This is a genomic window from Spelaeicoccus albus, assembly GCF_013409065.1.
GTDB classification, from domain to species: domain Bacteria; phylum Actinomycetota; class Actinomycetes; order Actinomycetales; family Brevibacteriaceae; genus Spelaeicoccus; species Spelaeicoccus albus.
Map to the genome: position 1 here is coordinate 2947765 of NZ_JACBZP010000001.1, position 19639 is coordinate 2967403.

Genomic DNA, 19639 nt, shown 5'->3' on the forward strand with positions numbered 1-19639 from the left:
TCAAACCTACTCATCGGGCGGAGCGCCCGGCGCACGGGGCGCACCGGCGTCAGTCATGCGCGTTGTGCCGCCGCCGCATCGGCCGATAGGTCCTCCACCGCGAGCATGTGGGCGGGCCGGTTCCGGAACGGCGTCCGGCTGTGACATGCCAGCCCGGCGTCCACGTGCAGCAATTCGCCCGGTTCCATCGGCCTCCACCCGGGGTCGGCGTCCATGGGCTCGGTCGCGATGACTACCGTTTCCCGGGCGAGCGCATCGCTGTGCGCACGGATCCGCGCGCTGTGGGCACGCATGGAGCCCCGGGCGTCTGTCCTGGTCAACACGTAGAGCGGATGGGTCTCGGGATAACGCAACGCCCACAAATCGGTCGCCGTCGTGACGATGAGGTTCAGGCTGAGGACCGGCAGATTGTCGCTGATCCAGGTCACTGCCTCGATGAGTCCCGCCGACACGTCGCCGTCGGCACGCCTCGTCTCGGCAGTGATCAGCGCAAACAAGCGTTCGCTGTCGGTGTCCCCGTGCACCAGGTCGGCGGCCTGCAGCATCGCCAGCCGGTCGTCGAGCCGGTCGATGCCGGACAAGGCACCGTTGTGTGCGAAGAGCCGGTCATCTTGCATGAACGGATGCGTGTTCCGCGGTTTCGGGGCGCCGCCCGTCGAATACCGCACGTGGGCAACGAAAGTGGTGCTCGTCAGCTCTCTGGCGGCGTAGGCGAACTCGCGGTCGTGCCACGCGGCGATCGGTTGTTTCGTCACGTACGGCGCACCGGCGTCGTCGCCCGAGTGCCGGTAGATGCCGATGCCGGCGCCGTCCGGTTCTCGACGGCTTTGCTCGGCAAGACTGTCCGGCGCGCTCAGCAGCCAAAAGGTGGCGGCTGCGGGCGAGCGGCCGGCGTGCAATCCGAACAATCGACACATTTGTCCTCCCGTCTCGTTCTACCACGGAGTACATTTGCCCAGATGAGCGAGTTTCTCACCTGGTTTTCCGCCGGGGACCAGCGTTTTGCCCGGCTGGTTCTCCAACGGGGCATTGCTGCGGTTTTCGCCGTCGCGTTCTTCAATGCAGCATGCCAGTTCCGGCCGCTCCTCGGAACGCACGGGCTCCTGCCGGCGACGGATTTGCTTGCGGCCACGAAGTTTCGTCAGACGCCCAGCATTTTCCATTGGCGTTACTCGGACGGGTTGTTGCTGGTCGTGGCCTGGACCGGCGTCGTCGTGGCGCTCGTGGTCGTGGCCGGGCTGCCGCAACTCGGGCCGTTCTGGCTGCCTCTTGCGGCTTTCGGCGTGCTGTGGGCGCTCTACTTGTCGATAGTGAACGTGGGCCGCACGTTTTACGGTTACGGTTGGGAGTCGTTGCTGCTCGAGGCGGGATTCCTTGCCGCTTTCCTGGGGTCGGACCGCACCGCTCCCCCGGCCGCCATCCTGTGGCTCACCCGGTGGCTGGTCTTTCGGGTGGAGTTCGGGGCCGGACTGATCAAAATTCGCGGCGATACCGTCTGGCGCGATCTGACGGCGCTCTACTACCACCATGAGACGCAGCCCATGCCGAATCCGCTCAGTCGGTATTTCCACCACCTGCCGCGGCCCTTGCACCGCATCGAAGTGCTCGGCAACCACTTCGCTCAGCTGGTCGTGCCGTTCCTGTTGTTCGCTCCGCAACCCATCGCCTCGATCGCGGCCGCCGTCATCATCGTCACTCAGCTGTGGCTCGTGTTGTCGGGCAACTTCAGTTGGCTCAACGTCGTGACAATGGTGTTGGCGTTCTCCGCGCTCGGCGATGCGCAGGTGGGCCTGCTGATCCCGTCGGTCGGCGGCGGCCTCCCGCCGATCTCGGTGCCGTTTGCCGCGATCATTGCGGCAGTCACCGTTTTCGTGCTGATTTTGAGCGTCCGGCCGGCTCTCAATCTTGTGTCGCGTCGCCAGCTGATGAACGCCAGCTTCAACCCGTATCACCTGGTCGGCGCGTATGGAGCGTTCGGCAGCATCACCCGTACCAGGAACGAAGTGGTGATCGAGTGCACGGGCAGTCGGACACTGGATGCGGATACCGTGTGGCACGAGTACGAGTTCAAAGGCAAGCCGGGCGACGTCCGGCGGATACCGCGGCAATTTGCCCCGTACCACCTTCGGCTCGACTGGCAGATGTGGTTCCTCGGTCTCGGTGCCTCGGGGCAATGGTTCCCCGCCCTGTTGACCAAACTGCTGCAAGCCGACCGAGCCGTCTTGAAGCTGATTCGAGTGGACCCGATGGCCGGGGCTCGTCCGACGTGGGTACGCGCCACGCTTTGGGAATACCGTTTCTCCACCAACGCGGAACGCCGCGAGACCGGCAACGATTGGGTACGCACCTATCTCGCCGAAATCGTGTCGCCGCGCTCCTTATCCCCCAAGTAGTTCAATTAACGAACTACTATTGCTACTGTGACAAGCATGTACTCGGCGGATGAACTGGCCGGCGGCGTCCGCGCCCTGGCGCGGGTGGCCCGGATGCTCGAGCGGTCGACCAGCGAACTGAGCTTCGGGCATTACCGAATTCTGACCTCCATCGCGTCCGGGCACGAACGTGCTGCCGCAATCGCCACCTTGCTGTCGCTCGGGCGGCCGACGGTCAGCGCCGCGGTCGACTCGCTGGCCCGGCGGGGACTGCTGACCCGGGCCGCGACCGACGCCGACGGACGCGTCCGGTCGCTGGCGCTCACGCCGTCCGGCGTCGACTTGCTGCACCGGGTGGAAGCCGCAATGACCGAACGCCTCGCCGTATTGTGCGACAACGCACCCGACGGCGAGGCGTTGCTCCGGGCGCTCGTCCATATGGGTGAGGCGTTGGACGCCGTGCACGCCGATCACCGGCGAGCTCGTGATGCCCGGTGAGCGAGTCGATACAGCCGGGCTGGGTCCGCAGGCTCACCCTCTACGTGCTTCGCCACCGCGCCGACGTCGGCATTGCGGTCGGTGCGGCGATTCTCGGCAGCGCGTGCCAAGTCGCGGTCCCGCTGGTGGCGCGCACCATCCTGGACGACGTGATAGTCGCCGATTCTGCGCCGCTGCTGCCGTGGATCGGTGTGCTGTTCGCTGTCGCGATCGCCGGATTCGGCTTCACGTATCTGCGCCGGTATCGCGGCGGCCGTGTCGCGTTGAGCGTCCAATACGACCTCCGTAACGACATGCAGGCGAACTTGCAAACAATGGACCAGGCGTCGCTGTCCCGGCTGCCCACCGGACAGCTCGTGTCGCGCGCCAATTCGGACACGTCGATAGTGCAGGGCCTGCTCAGCATGCTGCCGGTGATGAGCGGAAACATCCTGCAAATGGTGCTCTCGCTCGTTGTCATGATCGTGCTCAGCCCGCCGCTGGCAATCATCAGCGTTCTGACCGCGCCGCTGCTTTTACTCGTGTCGTATCGGATGCGGTCGAAGATCTTCCCGGCCAGCTGGGATGCGCAACAACGCGAGGGTGATGTCGCGCAAATCGTCGATGAAGATGTGTCCGGCGTGCGCATCGTGAAGGCGTTCGGCCAGGAAAGGCGGGAATTGCGCCGACTGATCGGCGTGGCAAAGAACTTGTACGGCTCGCAAATGCGCGCCGTCCGGCTGCAAGCGCGTTATCAGCCGCTGATGCAGACGATCCCGGTGCTGGCGCAGGTCGCGGTGCTGGCGTTCGGCGGATGGATGGCGTTGCACGATCAGATCACGCTGGGCACGTTCTTGGCGTTCTCGACGTATATCGCCAAGTTCACGGCGCCGGCCCGGCAGCTGGCCGGCATCATGACCATCGCCCAGCAGGCCAGAGCCGCCGTCGAGAGGATTGTTGAAATTCTCGACATGCGGCCCTCCATCGTCGACGAACCCGGTGCCCTCCAGCTGCGCGACGTGCGCGGCGAGCTCGAGTTCCGGGACGTCGACTTCCACTTTGGCGACGGCACTGACGTCTTGCAGTCGTTCAACTTGCGCGTCGGCGCGGGCGAGCGGGTCGCGATTGTCGGGCCGAGCGGAAGCGGAAAGACGACCGCGGCAATGCTGGCCGGGCGGTTCCACGATCCGACGTCGGGTACCGTCAGCATCGACGGACACGACCTCCGCGGAGTCTCCGTGCACAGCTTGCGCGATCAATTGGGGTTCGCGTTCGAAGAAAGCTTCCTGTTTTCGGACAGTGTCCGAGCCAATATCGCCTACGGGCGGCCCGACGCCGGCGACGACGAGGTGCACGGTGCCGCGGTGGCCGCGCATGCGGACGGGTTCATCGGCGAGCTGCCGAACGGGTATGACACGCCGGTCGGCGAGCGCGGGCTGACGCTTTCGGGCGGGCAGCGGCAACGTATTGCACTGGCCAGGGCGATTGTGAAAAACCCGCGCATCCTGATTCTTGACGACGCGACGAGTGCCGTCGATGCGCGGGTGGAACAAGGCATTCACGATGCGTTGCGGGAAGTGACCGCCGGGCGCACGACGCTCTTCATCGCACACCGGGAATCGACAATTCACCTGGCCGACCGGATAGTCGTCCTTGCCGAGGGACGGATCGCGGACACCGGGACGCACGAGGATTTACTGGAGCGAAGCACGATCTACCGGGCACTGATCTCGGGGCTGGACGACGGCCAGGTCGCCGACGATGTCGACAGCCTTTCTGCCCGTGCGGCCGGGGGCGACGGCTGGTCGAACCCGGCGTCCGGCGACGGGGCCGGACGCCGCGGCACCGCAGGTACGGCGCGCACCGGGTCTACCGTCGGTCGCGGCTCGGGAGGCCGGTGGCAAATGAATTTGGCACCGTCGCCGGCGCTGTTGGCTCAGGTCGATGCCTTGCCGCCCATCCGCGACACCGCCGAAGTCGACGAGGAGGCGGAGACTCGGCCCGACCCCGCGTTCAGCCTGCCGCGGTTGCTGAAGGGATTTCGCACCCCGCTGATCATCGGCTTGGCCCTGGTCGTCCTTGACGCGTTGGCGGGACTGGCCGGCCCGGTTCTCGTCAAAACCGGCATCGATGACGGCGTTTCCAAGGGCGTTGTCTCGGTGCTGATCGTCGCTTCGGCATTGTTTCTTGCGATCTCGCTGTTCGATCTGGTCGTCAGCATTGGCGAGACGTTCGTGACGGGCCGCACGGCTCAGCGCATCATGCTGTCGTTGCGGGCACGAATATGGGCCCAACTGCAACGACTGTCGCTCGACTATTACGAACGCGAAATGGGCGGCCGCATCATGACGCGCATGACGAGCGATGTCGACCAGTTCGAGTCACTCATTCAAAACGGACTCTTGTCGGCACTCGTGTCCATGGTGACTTTTGTGGGCGTCGGCGTGGCGCTGCTGACCATCGACGTCGAACTGGGGCTCTATACGCTCGTCGTGGTGGCGGTCCTGGTGGTGGCCACGTACTATTTCCGTCGCGCCGCGTCCAGGTTGTACAGCCAATCGCGCGACCGGATCGCCGTCGTCAACGCGGACTTCCAGGAGAGCCTGTCCGGCGTGCGCGAATCGCAAGCCTACGTACACGAATCGGCGACAATCGAACGGTTTCGGCGGCTCGACAAGCGATATCTCGACTCGCGGGTGGCCGCGCAGCGCCTGGTGGCCACGTTCTTCCCGTTCGTGCAATTCCTGGCGGCTGTCGCCGACGCGATCGCCTTGGGTGTCGGCGCGACGCTGACCGAGCACGGTCAGCTGACGTCCGGGGCCCTCATTGCATTCCTGCTGTACCTGAACATGTTCTTTGCGCCGATCCAGCAGCTGTCGCAAGTCTTCGATTCGTGGCAGCAGACCCGCGTGTCGGTCGGACGCATCTCGGAACTCATGCAATTGACGACGCTCACGCCGCAGGCGGACGATCCGATCATTCCCGGGCACATGACCGGTCACCTGCACGCCGACGATGTTCGCTTCGCCTATCCGGTCCTCACCCCGGAGTCCACCCCCGAGGCGCTGCGCGGAATCGATCTCGACATCGCGGCCGGCGGATCGATAGCTCTGGTCGGCGAAACCGGTGCCGGTAAATCCACCGTGATGAAATTGCTGGCGCGATTCTACGATCCGGATTCCGGCACGGTGTCCTTGGACGGCTACGACCTGCGCTCGCTCGACCTTGCGGCGTTCCGCAGCCGGCTCGGGTACGTTCCGCAAGAGTCGTTCCTGTTCACCGGGACGGTTCGCGACAATATTGCGTATGGGCGGCCCGAGGCCACCGATCGAGAGGTCGAAGACGCCGCCCGGGCAGTGGGCGCGCACGAATTCGTCCGCCGGCTGCCGCACGGATATTTGCAGCCCATCGCCGAGCGAGGCGGATCACTGTCGTCGGGAGAGCGGCAACTGATTGCGCTGGCACGTGCCCAACTTGTCGATCCGGTGGTGCTCTTTCTGGACGAGGCGACGTCCAATCTGGACTTGATCACCGAGTCCCGCGTGACTGCGGCAATGAATACGCTCACCAGCGGCAGGACGACGGTGCTGATCGCCCACCGGCTGCAAACCGCCCGGACGGCGGATCGGATCGCCGTCCTCGATGCCGGAAAGATCGTCGAGCTCGGCAGCCATCACGAATTGCTGGACCGCGGCGGGACGTATTCGCGGATGTGGGAACTCTTTGCCTCCGGCGCTCCCGCCCCGCCCCGCTGAGCACCCGCCTCGTTGCGTGCCCGATCGCCGAGTGGTGGCGAATGGCTGCTGCCCCTCCTCGAGTGGTGGCGAATGGCTGCGAAATCGCCGATTTCGCAGCCATTCGCCACCACTCGGCGCCGGAGCGAGGGCGGAAAGGCTACGGCGAGGGCGGCTCGGCGGCTACAGCGCGGGGCGGTGTTCGCGCGCCGGGTCACCGCTTTGGCTCGAGATCGAATTGGACCGCGTCGACTCGTCCTTCCAGCGCAGCAGGGCGCCGACGCCGTCGGGCAAGTCGATGACGCCGGCGTCCGCGCTTTGCACGCCGGCGTCTGTCTGCACTGCGGCGAACAACACCTCTTCGATGTTGTCCGGGGCGCCGCCGTCGACCAGCACGAGGTCGTCGACCTGGCCACGGTCGAGCGCGCGCATCACCTCGACGGCACCGGCCACGCTCTGACCGTCCCGAGCCTGTTCCTGCCGGAGCCGTTCGGCAACCGCCCGTTCGCGGGCCCTGATGAACTCGTCCGTCACGGCGCTGACCTCCTTTTTGAAGGCGGGCCGCTCCAACCCGGTGCCGCGAGTGCCGCCCGGCACTTCCTTCAGCCGTGCTGCAACTTCTTGGCCGACGGCGCCGGCCAGCAATGCAGTGGCGCGAACGTCGCCGGTGAGGATCACCAGGTCCGGCCGGTACTTCCCCACCAGCTTGTTCAATTTCAACGCGACCGTCTCGGCATTGCGCTCCCAGGAATCCTCGACGCGCGTTTCGAACTTGTGGCCGCGCCAGCCATTACGCGCCTTGTGCAGTTCATCGTGGCTTCCTTGCACGCTGGACTGGTCCCCCAGTTCGCTCGTACCGCCGGCCGGCCGCGGGTCGTCCGGTCCGCGCAAGCGGAAATCGGCCCCCGACCGGTCCGCTTCGACGAGCAGCACGGAGACCGCGCGCGCGGCAACACGCATCATGGGCAGCAAGACCGGGCGCGGCCCCCACTCACTGACGTCTTCGAGGGGCGGAACCGGCAATACGCGGTCGATGAGCATTCCGGACGAATTGGCGATGAATGCGCGTCCGTGGCGTCCTCCGATCTCGGACGGCGTGAGCACTGCCTCTTCGATTTCCGTCAGCACCGTCTCGGGAGCGCCCTGTTTGGCGGCGCGGGCCCGAAGGTGAGCCCACCGTGCGGACAGATCGGCTGCTTCGGCCTTGTCCTTGCGGGTGGTATCGACGTAGATCGACAGGAACGGTGCCTCAGCAGCCAAAGCTGATTTGAGCCACGGAAAGCGCATCGGAACACCTCACATCAGTCGTGGGCCGGCCTCCCGCCGATCGGGCGACGGCCCGTCGTAAGCCACTCTGTCACGAACGACGGACCGAGACAACGGGCCGCGTGACGTATTCGTCGGTGCGCGCTCCGGTTTCGCACGGCGAGCGGCCCCAAGTGCCCTCGAATTACCGGAAAGTGCTTACGATGGGGGTTCAGAAGCCACGCCCGCGGGTTGGTCCACGAGGCGTGGACGGCAACGTAAGGGGTCGTAATGTCGCAAAATGTCGCACAAAAGCTGATCAGTTCGCATCTCGTGTCCGGCGAAATGACACCGGGTTCGGAAATCGGGCTGAAAATCGACCAAACGCTGACCCAGGACGCCACCGGCACCATGGTCATGCTGGAACTGGAATCGCTCGGGCTCGACCGGATTCACACGGATTTGTCGGTGCAATACGTTGACCACAACCTGTTGCAGACCGACGCGAAGAATCCCGAAGACCATTTGTTCCTGCGTTCGGCCGCCCAGCGATTCGGCCTGTGGTATTCCAAACCCGGCAACGGCGTGTCGCATCCCGTTCACCAAGCTCGTTTCGGCAAACCCGGCGTCACGATGATCGGCTCGGACTCCCATACCTGCGCAGCCGGCGCCATCGGCATGCTGGCCATCGGCGTGGGCGGTCTCGAGGTTGCCATGGCCATGGCCGGCGACCCGCTCTATGTCGAGATGCCGCAGATCTGGGGTGTCGAATTGACCGGCGAGTTGCCCCCTTGGGTCTCGGCCAAGGACGTCATCCTCGAACTCCTGCGCCGTCACGACGTCAAGGGCGGCGTCGGCAAGATCGTCGAATATCACGGCCCCGGCTTGAAGAATCTCACGGCGATGGACAGGCACGTCATCGCGAATATGGGAGCCGAACTCGGAGCGACGACGAGCGTGTTCCCGGCCGACGATGCCGTCAAAACGTTCATGGAGGCCGTGGGACGGCCCGGCGACTACAGCGAACTGCTTGCGGATGAGGACGCAACGTACGACATCACCGAAACCGTGGACCTTTCCTCGCTCGAACCGCTGATCGCCAAACCGACGTCGCCCGGCAATGTCGTGCCGGTGCGCGAGGTCGCCGGCGAGGACGTGTTCCAGGTGGTCGTTGGTTCATCGGCAAACCCCGGGCTGCGCGACTTCGCGGTGTTCGCGGAGATTATCAAGGACTCGCAGACCGAATCGCAGGTGTCGGTCGACGTGAATCCGACGTCCCGAGAGATCTACGAGGACATGGCGCGAGGCGGTTGGGCCTTCGACCTGATGCGATCCGGCGCTCGCATTCATCAATCCGGCTGTATGGGGTGCATCGGCATGGGTCAGGCGCCCGCGATCGGGCGCAACAGTCTGCGCACCGTGCCCCGCAACTTCCCGGGCCGGTCCGGAACCGACGAGGACGCCGTGTGGCTGTGTTCGCCCGAAACGGCCGCCGCCGCCGCGCTGACCGGTAAGATCACCGATCCGCGCGAACTCGACAAGGACTATCCGCGGCCCGAACTTCCGGCGAAATACAGCGTGAATACCAGCATGCTGCTCGAGCCGTTGCCCAAGGACGAAGCATTGAAGGTCGAGCTCGTCAAGGGATCCAATATCAAGTCGCTGCCGGACTTCGAGCCACTGCCGGACGACATCGAACTGCCGGTGCTGCTGAAGGTCGGCGACAACGTCTCCACCGACGAGATCATGCCGGCCGGCTCCCGCGTGCTGCCGTTCCGCAGCAACATTCCCAAGATCGCCGAGTTCGTCTACATCCAAGTCGATGACACGTACGCCACGCGCGCCGCGGACACGGACGGGGGCCACGCCATCGTCGGCGGCGAGAACTACGGCCAAGGCTCGTCCCGTGAGCATGCGGTCATTGCGCCGCGCTACCTCGGTCTTCGGGTCGTCGTAGCCAAGTCGTTCGCCAGGATCCATTGGCAGAATCTCGCCAATTTCGGCGTACTCGCCCTGGAGTTCGACGATGAGGCGGATTACGACGCGCTCGGCCAAGACGACGTCTTGAAGTTCGAGGGCCTGCGCGACGCACTGGAAAATGGGGGCACCATCACGGCGACGGCGGGTGACCGATCCGTTCAGCTGCGCCACCATCTCTCCGCTCGCCAAGTCGCCATGGTGTTGGCCGGCGGCCGGATCCCGTACCGCGCGGCCAAACTCTGACGGGCGGCGCGCCCCTCGCGGAATCCGATACACCGGGTCATCATGGAGGTATGCCTTTCACCGACAGGCGGGACGCGGGACGCCGGCTCGCCGCACGTCTCACCGGGCGGTTCGGCGCGGACGGCGTCGTGGTCATCGGGCTGCCGCGCGGCGGAGTGCCGGTAGCCGCCGAACTTGCTGCAGCGCTCGAAGCCGACCTCGATGTCACGCTGGTGCACAAGCTCGGCGCTCCGTACCAACCGGAGTTCGCCATCGGCGCGGTGGCGCACGGCGGCGCACGCATTGTGGACCAGAAGGCGGCACGGCACGTGCGAGCAAGCGAACACGATCTGGCCGAGATCGAGCGGCGCACTCGCACCGAATTGGCCAGCCGGGCCAGAAGGCTTCGCCGCCGCTACCCCGAGGTGCCCGTCGAAGGCCGGACAGTGATAGTCGTCGACGACGGCGCGGCCACGGGCCTGACTGCGCAAGCCGCGTGCCGAAAACTCCGCGGTCTGCAGCCGGCCGCGCTCATCGTGGCGTTGCCGGTCGCGTCCCGGGCTGCGGTGTCGACTCTCCGCCACTATTGCGACGAGATCGTCTGCCTCGAGACTCCGGCCGATTTCCGGTCCGTCGGCCAGTGGTACGACGACTTCACCCAGACCAGCGACGACGAAGTGCTACGGCTCCTGGGCGTGTGAAGCGTTCACAGTCCGTATTCTTCGAGCAGACGCAGCCACACTTCGCTGATTGTCGGATACGCCGGCACGGCATGCCACAGCCGCTCGAGCGGCACTTCGCCGACGACCGCGATAGTCGCGGCGTGCAGCATTTCGGACACGTCCGGGCCCGCGAACGTCGCACCGACGATCACTCGCGCATCCTCGTCGACGACGAGCCCGGCCCAGCCGCGGTAACGATCGGCATGCAGGGCGGCGCCGGCCACCGCCATGTCGTGCGTGACCTCGCGAGTGCGAATCCCCCGTTCGGCGGCCTGATCCGGCGTCAGACCGATCTGCGCGATCTCCGGGTCGGTGAACACGACCTGCGGCACGGCGCGCTGCGACGCCGTCGCCGCAAATCGCGACCATCCGGCCGGCTCCGGGTCGTGGCCCGCGGCGCGGGCGACAATCACGTCGGCAACGATCCGGGCCTCGTACTTTCCCTGGTGCGTCAACGGCGCATTGCCTGCCGCGTCCGACACGGCATAGAGCCACTGCCCATCGACACCGTCGACGACGCCGTCCGCACCGACCGACAGGCCGGTCGAAGCATCGAACCCCACGCTGTCGAGTCCGAGCTCGGTCACCGCCGGACGTCGCCCGGTCGACACCAGCAGCTCCTCGGCCTCGATGATGCCGCCGTCGTCAAGTTCGATCCGGACTACGTCCCGGTCACCGCCCCGCCGGACTCGACGCGGCGACGTGAAAGTCCGCACGTCGACGCCTTCGGCCTCGAGTGCCTCCGCCACGAGAGCCACTGCCGGCTCCGGAAGCCCCGACAATAGCGTCGAACGGGCCAACAGGGTCACGTGCGAGCCGAGACGGCCGAACGCCTGCGCCAGTTCCGTGCCGGCTACTCCCCCGCCGATGACGGCCAACCGGGCCGGTACCTCCCGGGCCGATGTCGCCTCGCGGGTGCCCCAGTACCGCGTGGAGTCGAGACCGTCAATGGGCGGCACGACGGGAACGGAACCGGACGCGATGACCACTGCGTGCCGCGCCGTCCACGTTGCAGCACCGGCCTCGTCTTCGACGACCACTGTTCGCTCGCCGGTCAGCCGCGCTTTGCCGCGAACCACCCGGATCCCTGCGCCTTCGGCCCACTCCACCTGGCCGGCGTCGTCCCAATTCGCCGCAAAACGATCCCGCCGAGCCAACACGGCCCCGACGTCGAGCCGGCCCGTCACCGCCTCGGCCGCACCCGCCACCGCCTGCGCGGCACGGCGGGCCGTGCCCGGCCTGATCAGTGCCTTCGACGGCATGCACGCCCAGTACGAACATTCGCCGCCCAGAAGCTCCGATTCGACCACGATGGCGCTGAGGCCCTGAGCGACGACGCGCCCCGCCGCGTTCTCGCCGGCCGGGCCGCCGCCGATGACTATGACGTCGATTGAAGACTCCATGCGGCTCATTATGCCCGAGTACACTTGCCTGGAAACGGAATCCAACGCAACCTCCGGGAGCGACCTTGCACAAGTCCGCCGCCGATCACGACCGGCGCGCCGCGCTCCGCCAATCGCCGACCGCTACCCGCGCGCCGTATTTCGGCGCGCGCGACTTGTCGCTCATCGGAGTGTTCGCTGCATTGATCGCGGCATTCGGAGTGATGCCGGCCATCCCGATCGGCGGCATCGGCGTGCCCATCACGCTGCAAACGCTCGCCGTGGTGCTGACCGGCCTCATTCTCGGCCCGCTGCGCGGATTTGCCGCTGCCGGACTCTACGTCGTCGTCGGGCTCATCGGACTGCCGATCTTTGCGAACTTCAGCGGGGGGCCCGGAGTGCTCGTGGGCCCGAGCGGCGGCTACGTCGTCAGCTTCCCCTTCGTGGCCGCGGCGGCCGGCGCGCTGGCAATCGTCGCGGTCCGGAAGGCTGCCCGGGCCCGGCGGATCGCCATGCTGATCACGGCCGGCCTGGTCGGCGGGGTCGTCGTCGGGCACGCCTTTGGTATGGCCGGGATGATGGTCAACCTCCATTTGTCGGTTCCGGCCGCCTTTGCCGCCGACGTCGTGTTCGTTCCGGGAGACGTCGTGAAGGTTGTGATCGCTGCGCTCATCGCGGCCAGCGTGCACCGTGCCTTTCCCGATCTCCTTCGCCGTCGGTGACCATGATCCGCTTTTCCGCGGCGGGCGTGCGCGTTCGTGTCGACGATGACCTGCGAACTCTCCTGCATCCCACGTCGCTTGACCTGACCGAGCGGCGCGTCAGCGTGATTGGCGCGAACGGATCGGGTAAGTCGACATTGCTGCGGCTGGTCAACGGGTTGACGCTTCCGACGACCGGCTCGGTGAGCGTGGACGGCGTCGATACGCACTCCCGCGGAGCGGACGTGCGCCGGCTGGTCGGGTTCGTCTTCACCGATCCGCTGGCCCAGCTGGTGATGCCGACGGGGCTCGAAGACGTGATGCTTTCGCTCCGCCGCACCGGCATCCGCGCCCGCGACCGGCGCCGGGCAGCCTTGGACCACATCGCGGCGTTCGGCCTGGGCGGGCACTCCGAGCAGAGCATTTACGACCTTTCCGGCGGTCAACGGCAACTGATGGCGTTGGCGTCCGTGCTGGCCACGGCTCCGCGGGTACTTGTTCTGGACGAGCCGACGACGTTATTGGATCTGACCAACAGGGAACGCTTTCGCCGCGTCCTGAACGGACTCCACCAGCAAATCCTCTTTTCGACTCACGATCTCGAACTGGCGCTGGACGCCGAGCGTACGCTCGTCGTCAATAGCGGCACTATTGCGTTCGACGGCGCGCCGGCCGACGCCGTCCGGTTCTATCGCGAGCTTGCCGTGACGGGCACGCCGTCGTGACGTCGGTGTTCGGCAGGTACGTGCCCGGCACGTCGTGGCTGCACCGCTGTCCGGTCTGGCCAAAGGTTGCGCTGATTGCCGCTGTCTCGCTGGCCGTGCTCATTGTCGACAGGCTGTGGGCCTCCGGCACTCTGGTTGTCGCGGCTCTCATTGTGGCCCGGGCCTGCCGGTTGCCGTGGCGCGTCGTCCTGGCCCCGTTGAAATTCCTGTGGATCGTGCTGGCGGTCATCGCCGCCTATCAGAGCTTTGCCGTGGGAGTGCTGCCGGCCGTGCGGATCGCGGCAAACATCGCAGCATGCATCCTGACGGCGTCGCTCATCATGGCGACCACCTCCGATGCGCGGCTGATGGATGCCGTGGCGGCCGCCGGCCGGCCGTTGAAGTACGTCGGCGGCGATCCCGAACGGTTTGCGCTGACCGTGGCAATCATGTTCCGCAGCATTCCGTACCTGCTCGGCTCGGTGTCCGCGGTGCGCGATTCGGCAAAGGCGCGCGGGCTCGAACGGTCGCCTCGCGCCTTGGTCTTGCCGGTCGTCGTGGGTGCCGTCGCATACGCACGCCGGACCGGGGACGCGCTGGCGGCCAGAGGTCTCGGAGAATTGGGTCTCGGGGAGGCAGGCGGGGACGAACCCCCGCTCCCGTAGGCTGATCACCATGACTGCGCAAGGTTCGGCTGCCGTGATCGGTGCCGGAATCTCCGGCCTGGCGTCGGCGGCAGCGCTGATCCGCGCCGGATGGCGCGTCGACGTGTTCGAGAAGTCCGAGCGGCTGCCGGACGCCGGCGCGGGAATCTCGCTGATGCCCAACGCCGTCCGTGCCCTCGACTTCCTTGGCATCGGCGACGCCGTCCGCGATCTGGCCGAGACCGACGGGATGGCAGGGATCCGCACCATGCACGGGTATTGGCTCACGCGCATGCATGCTGCCGACTTCACCGACAGGTTCGGGCCGCTCGCCATCCTGCCGCGAGCCGACCTGCTGCAACTACTTGTCGACACGGTTCCGGACGGCACCGTGCGGTACGGTGTCCGCATTGACTCGGTCGATCCGGAGGGCAGCGTTCGCACCGACGCGGGCGCTGCGGACTACGACCTCGTGGTGGGCGCCGACGGGCTGCGCAGCGTCGTCCGTGCCGCGTGCTGGCCGAACGCCGCCCGCCCGCGGTACACGGGATACACGGCATGGCGGTTCGCGACTGACGAATTGGACGAACCACCCCGGCACGGCGCCGAGGTCTGGACGCGCGGCGAGCGTTTCGGCTATGCGCCGATGCCGGGCGGGCGCGCCTATTGCTTTGCCGTGCAGAACGCCCCGGTCGGCGGCACCGACGCGACTTTGCCCGATTACGGTTACTGGCCCGCCCCGGTGCCCGAGCTCGTCCGCGCCGCCTCATCCAACGGCGTCCTTCGGGACGACGTGTACTATCTGCCGCCGCTGCGCTCGTTCGTGCACGGGCGGGTCGCGCTTGTCGGCGACGCCGCGCACGCGATGCCGCCGGATCTCGGGCAAGGTGCGGCACAAGGGTTGGAGGATGCCGTCCGGCTCGGCGCGTCCTCGCACGACCTGGCACTGTACGATGCCGAGCGGCGGCCGCGGGCCCAGGACGTTGCACGGCGTTCCCGCCGAATCGGTGCGATGGCCCAATGGGTGTCGCCGCGCGGCATTTGGCTGCGCAACACGGCCATCCGGATCCGGTCCGTTAATGGTCTTATCCGCGTTTTGGCGCCGGTACTGGACTGGCAACCACGTAAATAACGGTTGTTTGCGATAGCGTCTGTCGAACACAGTTTGGTTAAGAAAATGCGATAAACGTAACGTACGCCACGTTTTGCGAACCCAATCCCCATATGGTGCTTAGTGCGTCCGGGCATCGGTGCCCGGACGCCGGTAAGAAAGAACCATTGGAGCTCGGTCGCCGCGATCCGGCGACGGCTCCCCCGAACTGGAAAGTCGTGCAATGTCGCTCATCCCCATGAATCCCCCAGACCGCTCCAGCCGCCTCGCGGGAGGTTGGAACACCGCGCGTTGATCTCCTTCATTGTCCGGCGGTTCATCAACTATTTGATACTGACGTTCCTTGCAACTATCGGGGCGTATTCACTGTCGAGCATGTTGATGGACCCACGGGAACGGTATTTGAACCGCAATCCGCCGCTTTCGAAAGAAAGCATCAACGCGATCATGGACGCGCACGGAACAAATCCGAACACCCCCGTCCTCGAGCGCATCGGCCACTGGCTGCACGAGTTGTTCCTGCACGGGTCGCTCGGCGATACGATTCACAACGACGCCGTCATGCACGAGATGCTCTTGCGCTCGTCCATCAGCTTGCGGCTGCTCATCGTCGGCTCGATTCTGGGAGCGCTCGTCGGCGTCATCCTGGGCGTCTGGGGCGCCGTCAAGCAGTACAAGGCAAGCGACCAGACGGTGTCGTACATCTCGTTCGTGGTGATTGCCGCGCCCACGTTCGTGGTCGGCGCAGTCCTGATGATCTTGGCAACCAAGTTCAACAATCTGATCGGCGTGCAGCTGATCAACTTCAGCGGCGAGTATTCGACGGGCGTCCACGGGTTCTGGCCGATCCTCGGCGACAGGCTCTCCCATATGCTGCTGCCCACGCTGGCACTCATCATGTTCGCGGCTGCCGGATTCTCCCGGTATCAGCGCAGCATCATGCTCGACGTGCTCGGACAGGACTACATCCGCACTGCCAGGTCCAAGGGCCGCACGCGACGTTCGGCGCTGGTCCGTCACGGCGTGCGAATGGCAGTCATCCCGATGTCGACGTACTTCGCCTATTACTTCGGCACGCTGATCGCCGGTGCGCTCTTCCTCGAGGTGCTGTTCAGCTGGCACGGCATGGGCGAATTCGGCATCAACTCGATCACGCAGAGCGACATCAACGGCGCCACGGGCTTCGCCTTCTTCAACGCCGTCCTCGTCCTCATCTCGGCCACCTTGGCCGACGTCCTCTACTCCGCCCTCGATCCGAGAGTGAGGGTCTGACATGTCCACACTCAAATTGAACGAACAGCCCATCGATCCGACGGTGGACGGTGTCGAGGCTCCGCGGCACAAACCCACCTCCCGCGGCAAACTCGTGCTGCTGCGTCTTCGCGGTATGCCCCGGTTCTGGGTCGGATTCGGACTGATTGCATTCATCGCACTGTTTGCCGTCGTCGGCAACGTGTTCAACATCTACACGATCACCGACCAGGACCCGATGGCCCTCAACCAGCCCCCGTCGGCCCAGCATTGGTTCGGCACCGACACGATCGGCCAGGACCTTTACGCGCAAACGGTCTCCGGTTTGCGCAAATCACTCATCATCGGCCTGATCGTCGGCCCGTGTGCGACTCTCCTGGCCGCTCTCCTCGGTGCCACGGCCGGGTATCTGGGCGGCAAGATCGAGGCGATCATCGTCTGGTTCACCAACTTCTTCCTGGCACTGCCCAGCCTCATCATCCTGATGCTGGTCAGCCCGATCTTCGCGAAGCTCAGCTGGATCTTCATCGCCGTCGTGTTGATCTTCACCTCGTGGATGGTGATGGCACAGGTAGTGAAGAACCAGACCAAATCGTTCCGCGACCGCGAATTCGTCAAGGCAGCCAGATATATGGGCGCCTCCACCTTCACGGTCGTTCGCCGTCACATCATCCCGAACGTGGCGTCCATCCTCGTGATCGACGCAACACTGGGAATTGTCGGCGCCATCTCGGCCGAAGCCGGCCTGAGCTTCTTCAATCTCGGCGTGCAACCGCCCGACGTGTCACTGGGCACGCTTTTGCAGGACGGCGCGTACGCCGCAGTGACCCGGCCGTGGCTGTTTGCCTTCCCCGCGACGTTCCTGGTGGCCGCCCTGTTCGCCCTCGGCCTCATTGGCGACGCCATGCGCGACGCATTCGACCCAACGTCAGGAGCCAACCGTGACTGATCTCGCGTATGACAATCCGGCCACGCGGAGCGGCCGGGCTCCCCTGCTGGAGGTCGACGACATCAATGTGACGTTCCGGCAAAAGTCCGGCGATGTGCACGCCGTCCGCGGCGTCAGCTTCCACGTCGACCCCGGAGAGTTCCTCGGCATCGTCGGCGAATCCGGTTCGGGCAAGTCCGTCTCATCCATGGCGGCCATCGGTCTGTTGCCCTCGAGCGCCCACGTCACCGGCGACGTGCGGCTGCGCGGCAGGTCGCTGGTGGACCTGGACGACGACGAGATGTCCAAGATCCGCGGCAGCGACATCGCCATGGTGTTCCAAGATCCGCTGTCCGCGCTCACTCCCGTGTACACGGTCGGTAAGCAGTTGATGGAAGCCCTTCAGCTGCACGACGCCTCGCTGTCGAAGCACGCTGCCGAAGCGCGTGCGATCGAGCTGCTCGGAACGGTGGGGATTCCCGCGCCCGAGCGGCGTGTGCACGCGTATCCGCACGAGTTCTCCGGCGGCATGCGGCAGCGCGCCATGATCGCCATCGCCATCGCGAACGATCCCAAGGTCATCATCGCCGACGAACCCACGACGGCGCTGGACGTGACGATTCAGGCCCAGATCCTCGAAGTGCTGCAAGAGGCACGCCGCATCACGGGCGCGGCACTCGTGCTCATCACCCACGATCTCGGTGTCGTTGCCGGTCATGCCGATCGGATAGCGGTCATGTACGCCGGTCGGATAGTGGAGACCGGGGCCGTGGACGACGTATTCTCCTCGCCGCTGATGCCCTACACGGCGGGCCTGCTCCGGTCGGTGCCGAATATGCTCACGGCCGGCGAACACCGGCTCTTCCCCCTTGAGGGCAAGCCTCCCTCGCTTGCGGACTTGCCGCCGGGATGCCCGTTCGCGCCGCGCTGCCCGGTGGCGATCGACAAATGTCGTCAGTCCGAACCGCCGCTGGAAGATCCGAACGGCCACGGGCGGACGTCGGCGTGCTTCCGCAGCCACGAGATTGCGACCGGCAGCTTGTCGTCGTCCACGATCTTTCCGGCTCCGCAGCCCGTCACGGTGCGGCCGCCCAATGCCGACACCGAGTATGTGCTCGAGACGGACGATCTGGTCCGGCATTTCCCGCTGACCAAGGGCGCCGTGTTCAAACGGCGCATCGGCACCGTCCGGGCAGTCGACGGCGTCTCGATGACCATCAAGCCGGGCCGGACGGTTGCCCTCGTCGGCGAATCGGGATGCGGCAAATCAACGACTGCCGGCGAGATCATGGAAATGGCGGCCCCGCAGTCCGGGACCATCCGGATCGGCGGCGTCGACGTGTCGACAATGACGAAATCGCAGCGACGCACGGCAAGGCGCGACGTGCAGATCGTCTTCCAGGACCCGATGGCGGCGATCGATCCACGCCTGCCGGTGGCCGACATCATCGGCGAGCCGCTGGCAATCGCCGGCACTGCCGGTGCCGAACGCCGCCGGCGTGTGCAAGAAATGCTCGACGTCGTCGGGCTGGACCCCTCGATGGCCGATCGATACCCGCACGAATTCTCCGGCGGGCAGCGCCAGCGCATCGGCATCGCACGCGCGCTCATCACGGATCCCAAGCTCATAATCCTCGACGAACCGGTCTCGGCGCTCGACGTGTCGATCCAGGCCGGTGTGATCAACCTCTTGGAAGATCTGCGCGACAGTCGAGGCTTGTCGTACTTGTTCGTCGCGCACGATCTCGCGGTCGTCCGGCAGATGGCCGACGACGTCGCGGTGATGTATTTGGGCAGGTTCGTCGAATACGGCCCGGTCGAGGAACTGTACGCCAACCCGAAGCACCCGTACACCCGGGCGCTGATGTCCGCCGTGCCCGTGCCCGATCCGGAAATCGAGCGCTCACGGACCCGCATTTTGCTGGACGGGGACCTGCCCAGCCCGGCGCAAGAGATCAGCGGGTGCAATTTCCGCACCCGCTGTCCCTTGTACAAACTGCTCGACGAACGCTCACGCGAGCTTTGTCGGCAAGACGACCCGGCGGCGCGCCGGGTCGACAATTCGGAGGTGGCGTGCCACCACACGGAGCGTCTCGGACTCCTGGACGACCCGGCCGAACCACCGTCGGCACCGACGCCGCGGTGAACCTCAGAGAAGAGAAGGAG

15 protein-coding genes are annotated in these 19639 nt (G+C 65.8%); 12 read left to right on the plus strand and 3 right to left on the minus strand.

From position 1 onward, the window contains the following. Window positions 1–53 precede the first annotated feature (53 nt). Window positions 54–917 carry a class II glutamine amidotransferase gene (locus BJY26_RS13725; protein WP_179428794.1) on the minus strand — a complete coding sequence of 288 codons (864 nt, stop codon included), beginning with the start codon at window positions 915–917 and terminating at the stop codon, window positions 54–56. 42 nt (window positions 918–959) lie between these two features. Here BJY26_RS13725 and BJY26_RS13730 point away from each other — a divergent pair, with 42 nt between their 5' ends. From BJY26_RS13730 to BJY26_RS13740, 3 genes are read left to right on the plus strand one after another with little or no spacing between them, the layout of a single operon-like run. Then, window positions 960–2393 (plus strand): lipase maturation factor family protein, encoded by a 1434-nt coding sequence (locus BJY26_RS13730; RefSeq protein WP_179428795.1) that lies wholly within the window; start codon window positions 960–962, stop codon window positions 2391–2393. A gap of 36 nt (window positions 2394–2429) precedes the next feature. Continuing rightward, complete coding sequence (locus BJY26_RS13735) at window positions 2430–2870, plus strand: MarR family winged helix-turn-helix transcriptional regulator (RefSeq protein ID WP_179428796.1); 441 nt, start codon at window positions 2430–2432, stop codon at window positions 2868–2870. Beyond that, the gene (locus tag BJY26_RS13740; protein WP_179428797.1) at window positions 2867–6604 is read left to right on the plus strand and encodes an ABC transporter ATP-binding protein; all 3738 of its coding nucleotides are present in this window, start codon (window positions 2867–2869) and stop codon (window positions 6602–6604) included. Before BJY26_RS13735 ends, BJY26_RS13740 begins: the two co-directional genes overlap by 4 nt. Window positions 6605–6766: 162 nt before the next feature. On the opposite strand, the gene BJY26_RS13745 is transcribed toward BJY26_RS13740, so the two are convergent. After that, a complete protein-coding gene (locus BJY26_RS13745) occupies window positions 6767–7870 on the minus strand; it encodes a baeRF2 domain-containing protein (RefSeq protein ID WP_179428798.1) in 1104 nt (367 codons plus the stop codon). 249 nt (window positions 7871–8119) lie between these two features. On the opposite strand from BJY26_RS13745, the gene BJY26_RS13750 reads away from it, so the two are divergent. Continuing rightward, window positions 8120–10051, plus strand: coding sequence for an aconitate hydratase (locus tag BJY26_RS13750; RefSeq protein WP_179428799.1), 1932 nt, complete (start codon window positions 8120–8122; stop codon window positions 10049–10051). Window positions 10052–10101: 50 nt separating this feature from the next. Then, window positions 10102–10731, plus strand: coding sequence for a phosphoribosyltransferase (locus BJY26_RS13755; RefSeq protein ID WP_179428800.1), 630 nt, complete (start codon window positions 10102–10104; stop codon window positions 10729–10731). A gap of 5 nt (window positions 10732–10736) precedes the next feature. Here BJY26_RS13755 and BJY26_RS13760 read toward each other — a convergent pair whose 3' ends face one another. Continuing rightward, a complete protein-coding gene (locus BJY26_RS13760) occupies window positions 10737–12155 on the minus strand; it encodes a dihydrolipoyl dehydrogenase family protein (protein WP_218852418.1) in 1419 nt (472 codons plus the stop codon). 65 nt (window positions 12156–12220) lie between these two features. On the opposite strand from BJY26_RS13760, the gene BJY26_RS13765 reads away from it, so the two are divergent. The 7 genes from BJY26_RS13765 (at window position 12221) to BJY26_RS13795 (ending at window position 19619) form a co-directional block, all read left to right on the plus strand. Then, window positions 12221–12856 (plus strand): biotin transporter BioY, encoded by a 636-nt coding sequence (locus BJY26_RS13765; protein WP_237248816.1) that lies wholly within the window; start codon window positions 12221–12223, stop codon window positions 12854–12856. Further along, window positions 12853–13560, plus strand: coding sequence for an energy-coupling factor ABC transporter ATP-binding protein (locus BJY26_RS13770; RefSeq protein WP_372465324.1), 708 nt, complete (start codon window positions 12853–12855; stop codon window positions 13558–13560). Before BJY26_RS13765 ends, BJY26_RS13770 begins: the two co-directional genes overlap by 4 nt. Further along, the gene (locus BJY26_RS13775; RefSeq protein WP_179428803.1) at window positions 13557–14204 is read left to right on the plus strand and encodes an energy-coupling factor transporter transmembrane component T family protein; all 648 of its coding nucleotides are present in this window, start codon (window positions 13557–13559) and stop codon (window positions 14202–14204) included. Before BJY26_RS13770 ends, BJY26_RS13775 begins: the two co-directional genes overlap by 4 nt. A 10-nt stretch (window positions 14205–14214) precedes the next feature. Next, entirely contained in the window at window positions 14215–15315 is a 1101-nt protein-coding gene (locus BJY26_RS13780) for an FAD-dependent monooxygenase (protein WP_179428804.1), read from the plus strand. A gap of 270 nt (window positions 15316–15585) precedes the next feature. Then, the gene (locus BJY26_RS13785; protein WP_179428805.1) at window positions 15586–16566 is read left to right on the plus strand and encodes an ABC transporter permease; all 981 of its coding nucleotides are present in this window, start codon (window positions 15586–15588) and stop codon (window positions 16564–16566) included. Window position 16567: 1 nt separating this feature from the next. Further along, a complete protein-coding gene (locus BJY26_RS13790) occupies window positions 16568–17494 on the plus strand; it encodes an ABC transporter permease (RefSeq protein WP_179428806.1) in 927 nt (308 codons plus the stop codon). Continuing rightward, window positions 17487–19619 carry an ABC transporter ATP-binding protein gene (locus BJY26_RS13795; RefSeq protein WP_179428807.1) on the plus strand — a complete coding sequence of 711 codons (2133 nt, stop codon included), beginning with the start codon at window positions 17487–17489 and terminating at the stop codon, window positions 19617–19619. Before BJY26_RS13790 ends, BJY26_RS13795 begins: the two co-directional genes overlap by 8 nt. The last annotated feature ends 20 nt before the right edge of the window (window positions 19620–19639 follow it).

What these genes read in the sequence shown, in the direction of transcription:
- BJY26_RS13725 (WP_179428794.1), bottom strand. Translation starts at nt 917, where the DNA reads ATGTGTCGATTGTTCGGATTGCACGCCGGCCGCTCGCCCGCAGCCGCC.
- BJY26_RS13730 (WP_179428795.1), top strand. Translation starts at nt 960, where the DNA reads ATGAGCGAGTTTCTCACCTGGTTTTCCGCCGGGGACCAGCGTTTTGCC.
- BJY26_RS13735 (WP_179428796.1), top strand. Translation starts at nt 2,430, where the DNA reads ATGTACTCGGCGGATGAACTGGCCGGCGGCGTCCGCGCCCTGGCGCGG.
- BJY26_RS13745 (WP_179428798.1), bottom strand. Translation starts at nt 7,870, where the DNA reads ATGCGCTTTCCGTGGCTCAAATCAGCTTTGGCTGCTGAGGCACCGTTC.
- BJY26_RS13750 (WP_179428799.1), top strand. Translation starts at nt 8,120, where the DNA reads ATGTCGCAAAATGTCGCACAAAAGCTGATCAGTTCGCATCTCGTGTCC.
- BJY26_RS13755 (WP_179428800.1), top strand. Translation starts at nt 10,102, where the DNA reads ATGCCTTTCACCGACAGGCGGGACGCGGGACGCCGGCTCGCCGCACGT.
- BJY26_RS13760 (WP_218852418.1), bottom strand. Translation starts at nt 12,155, where the DNA reads ATGGAGTCTTCAATCGACGTCATAGTCATCGGCGGCGGCCCGGCCGGC.
- BJY26_RS13780 (WP_179428804.1), top strand. Translation starts at nt 14,215, where the DNA reads ATGACTGCGCAAGGTTCGGCTGCCGTGATCGGTGCCGGAATCTCCGGC.
- BJY26_RS13790 (WP_179428806.1), top strand. Translation starts at nt 16,568, where the DNA reads ATGTCCACACTCAAATTGAACGAACAGCCCATCGATCCGACGGTGGAC.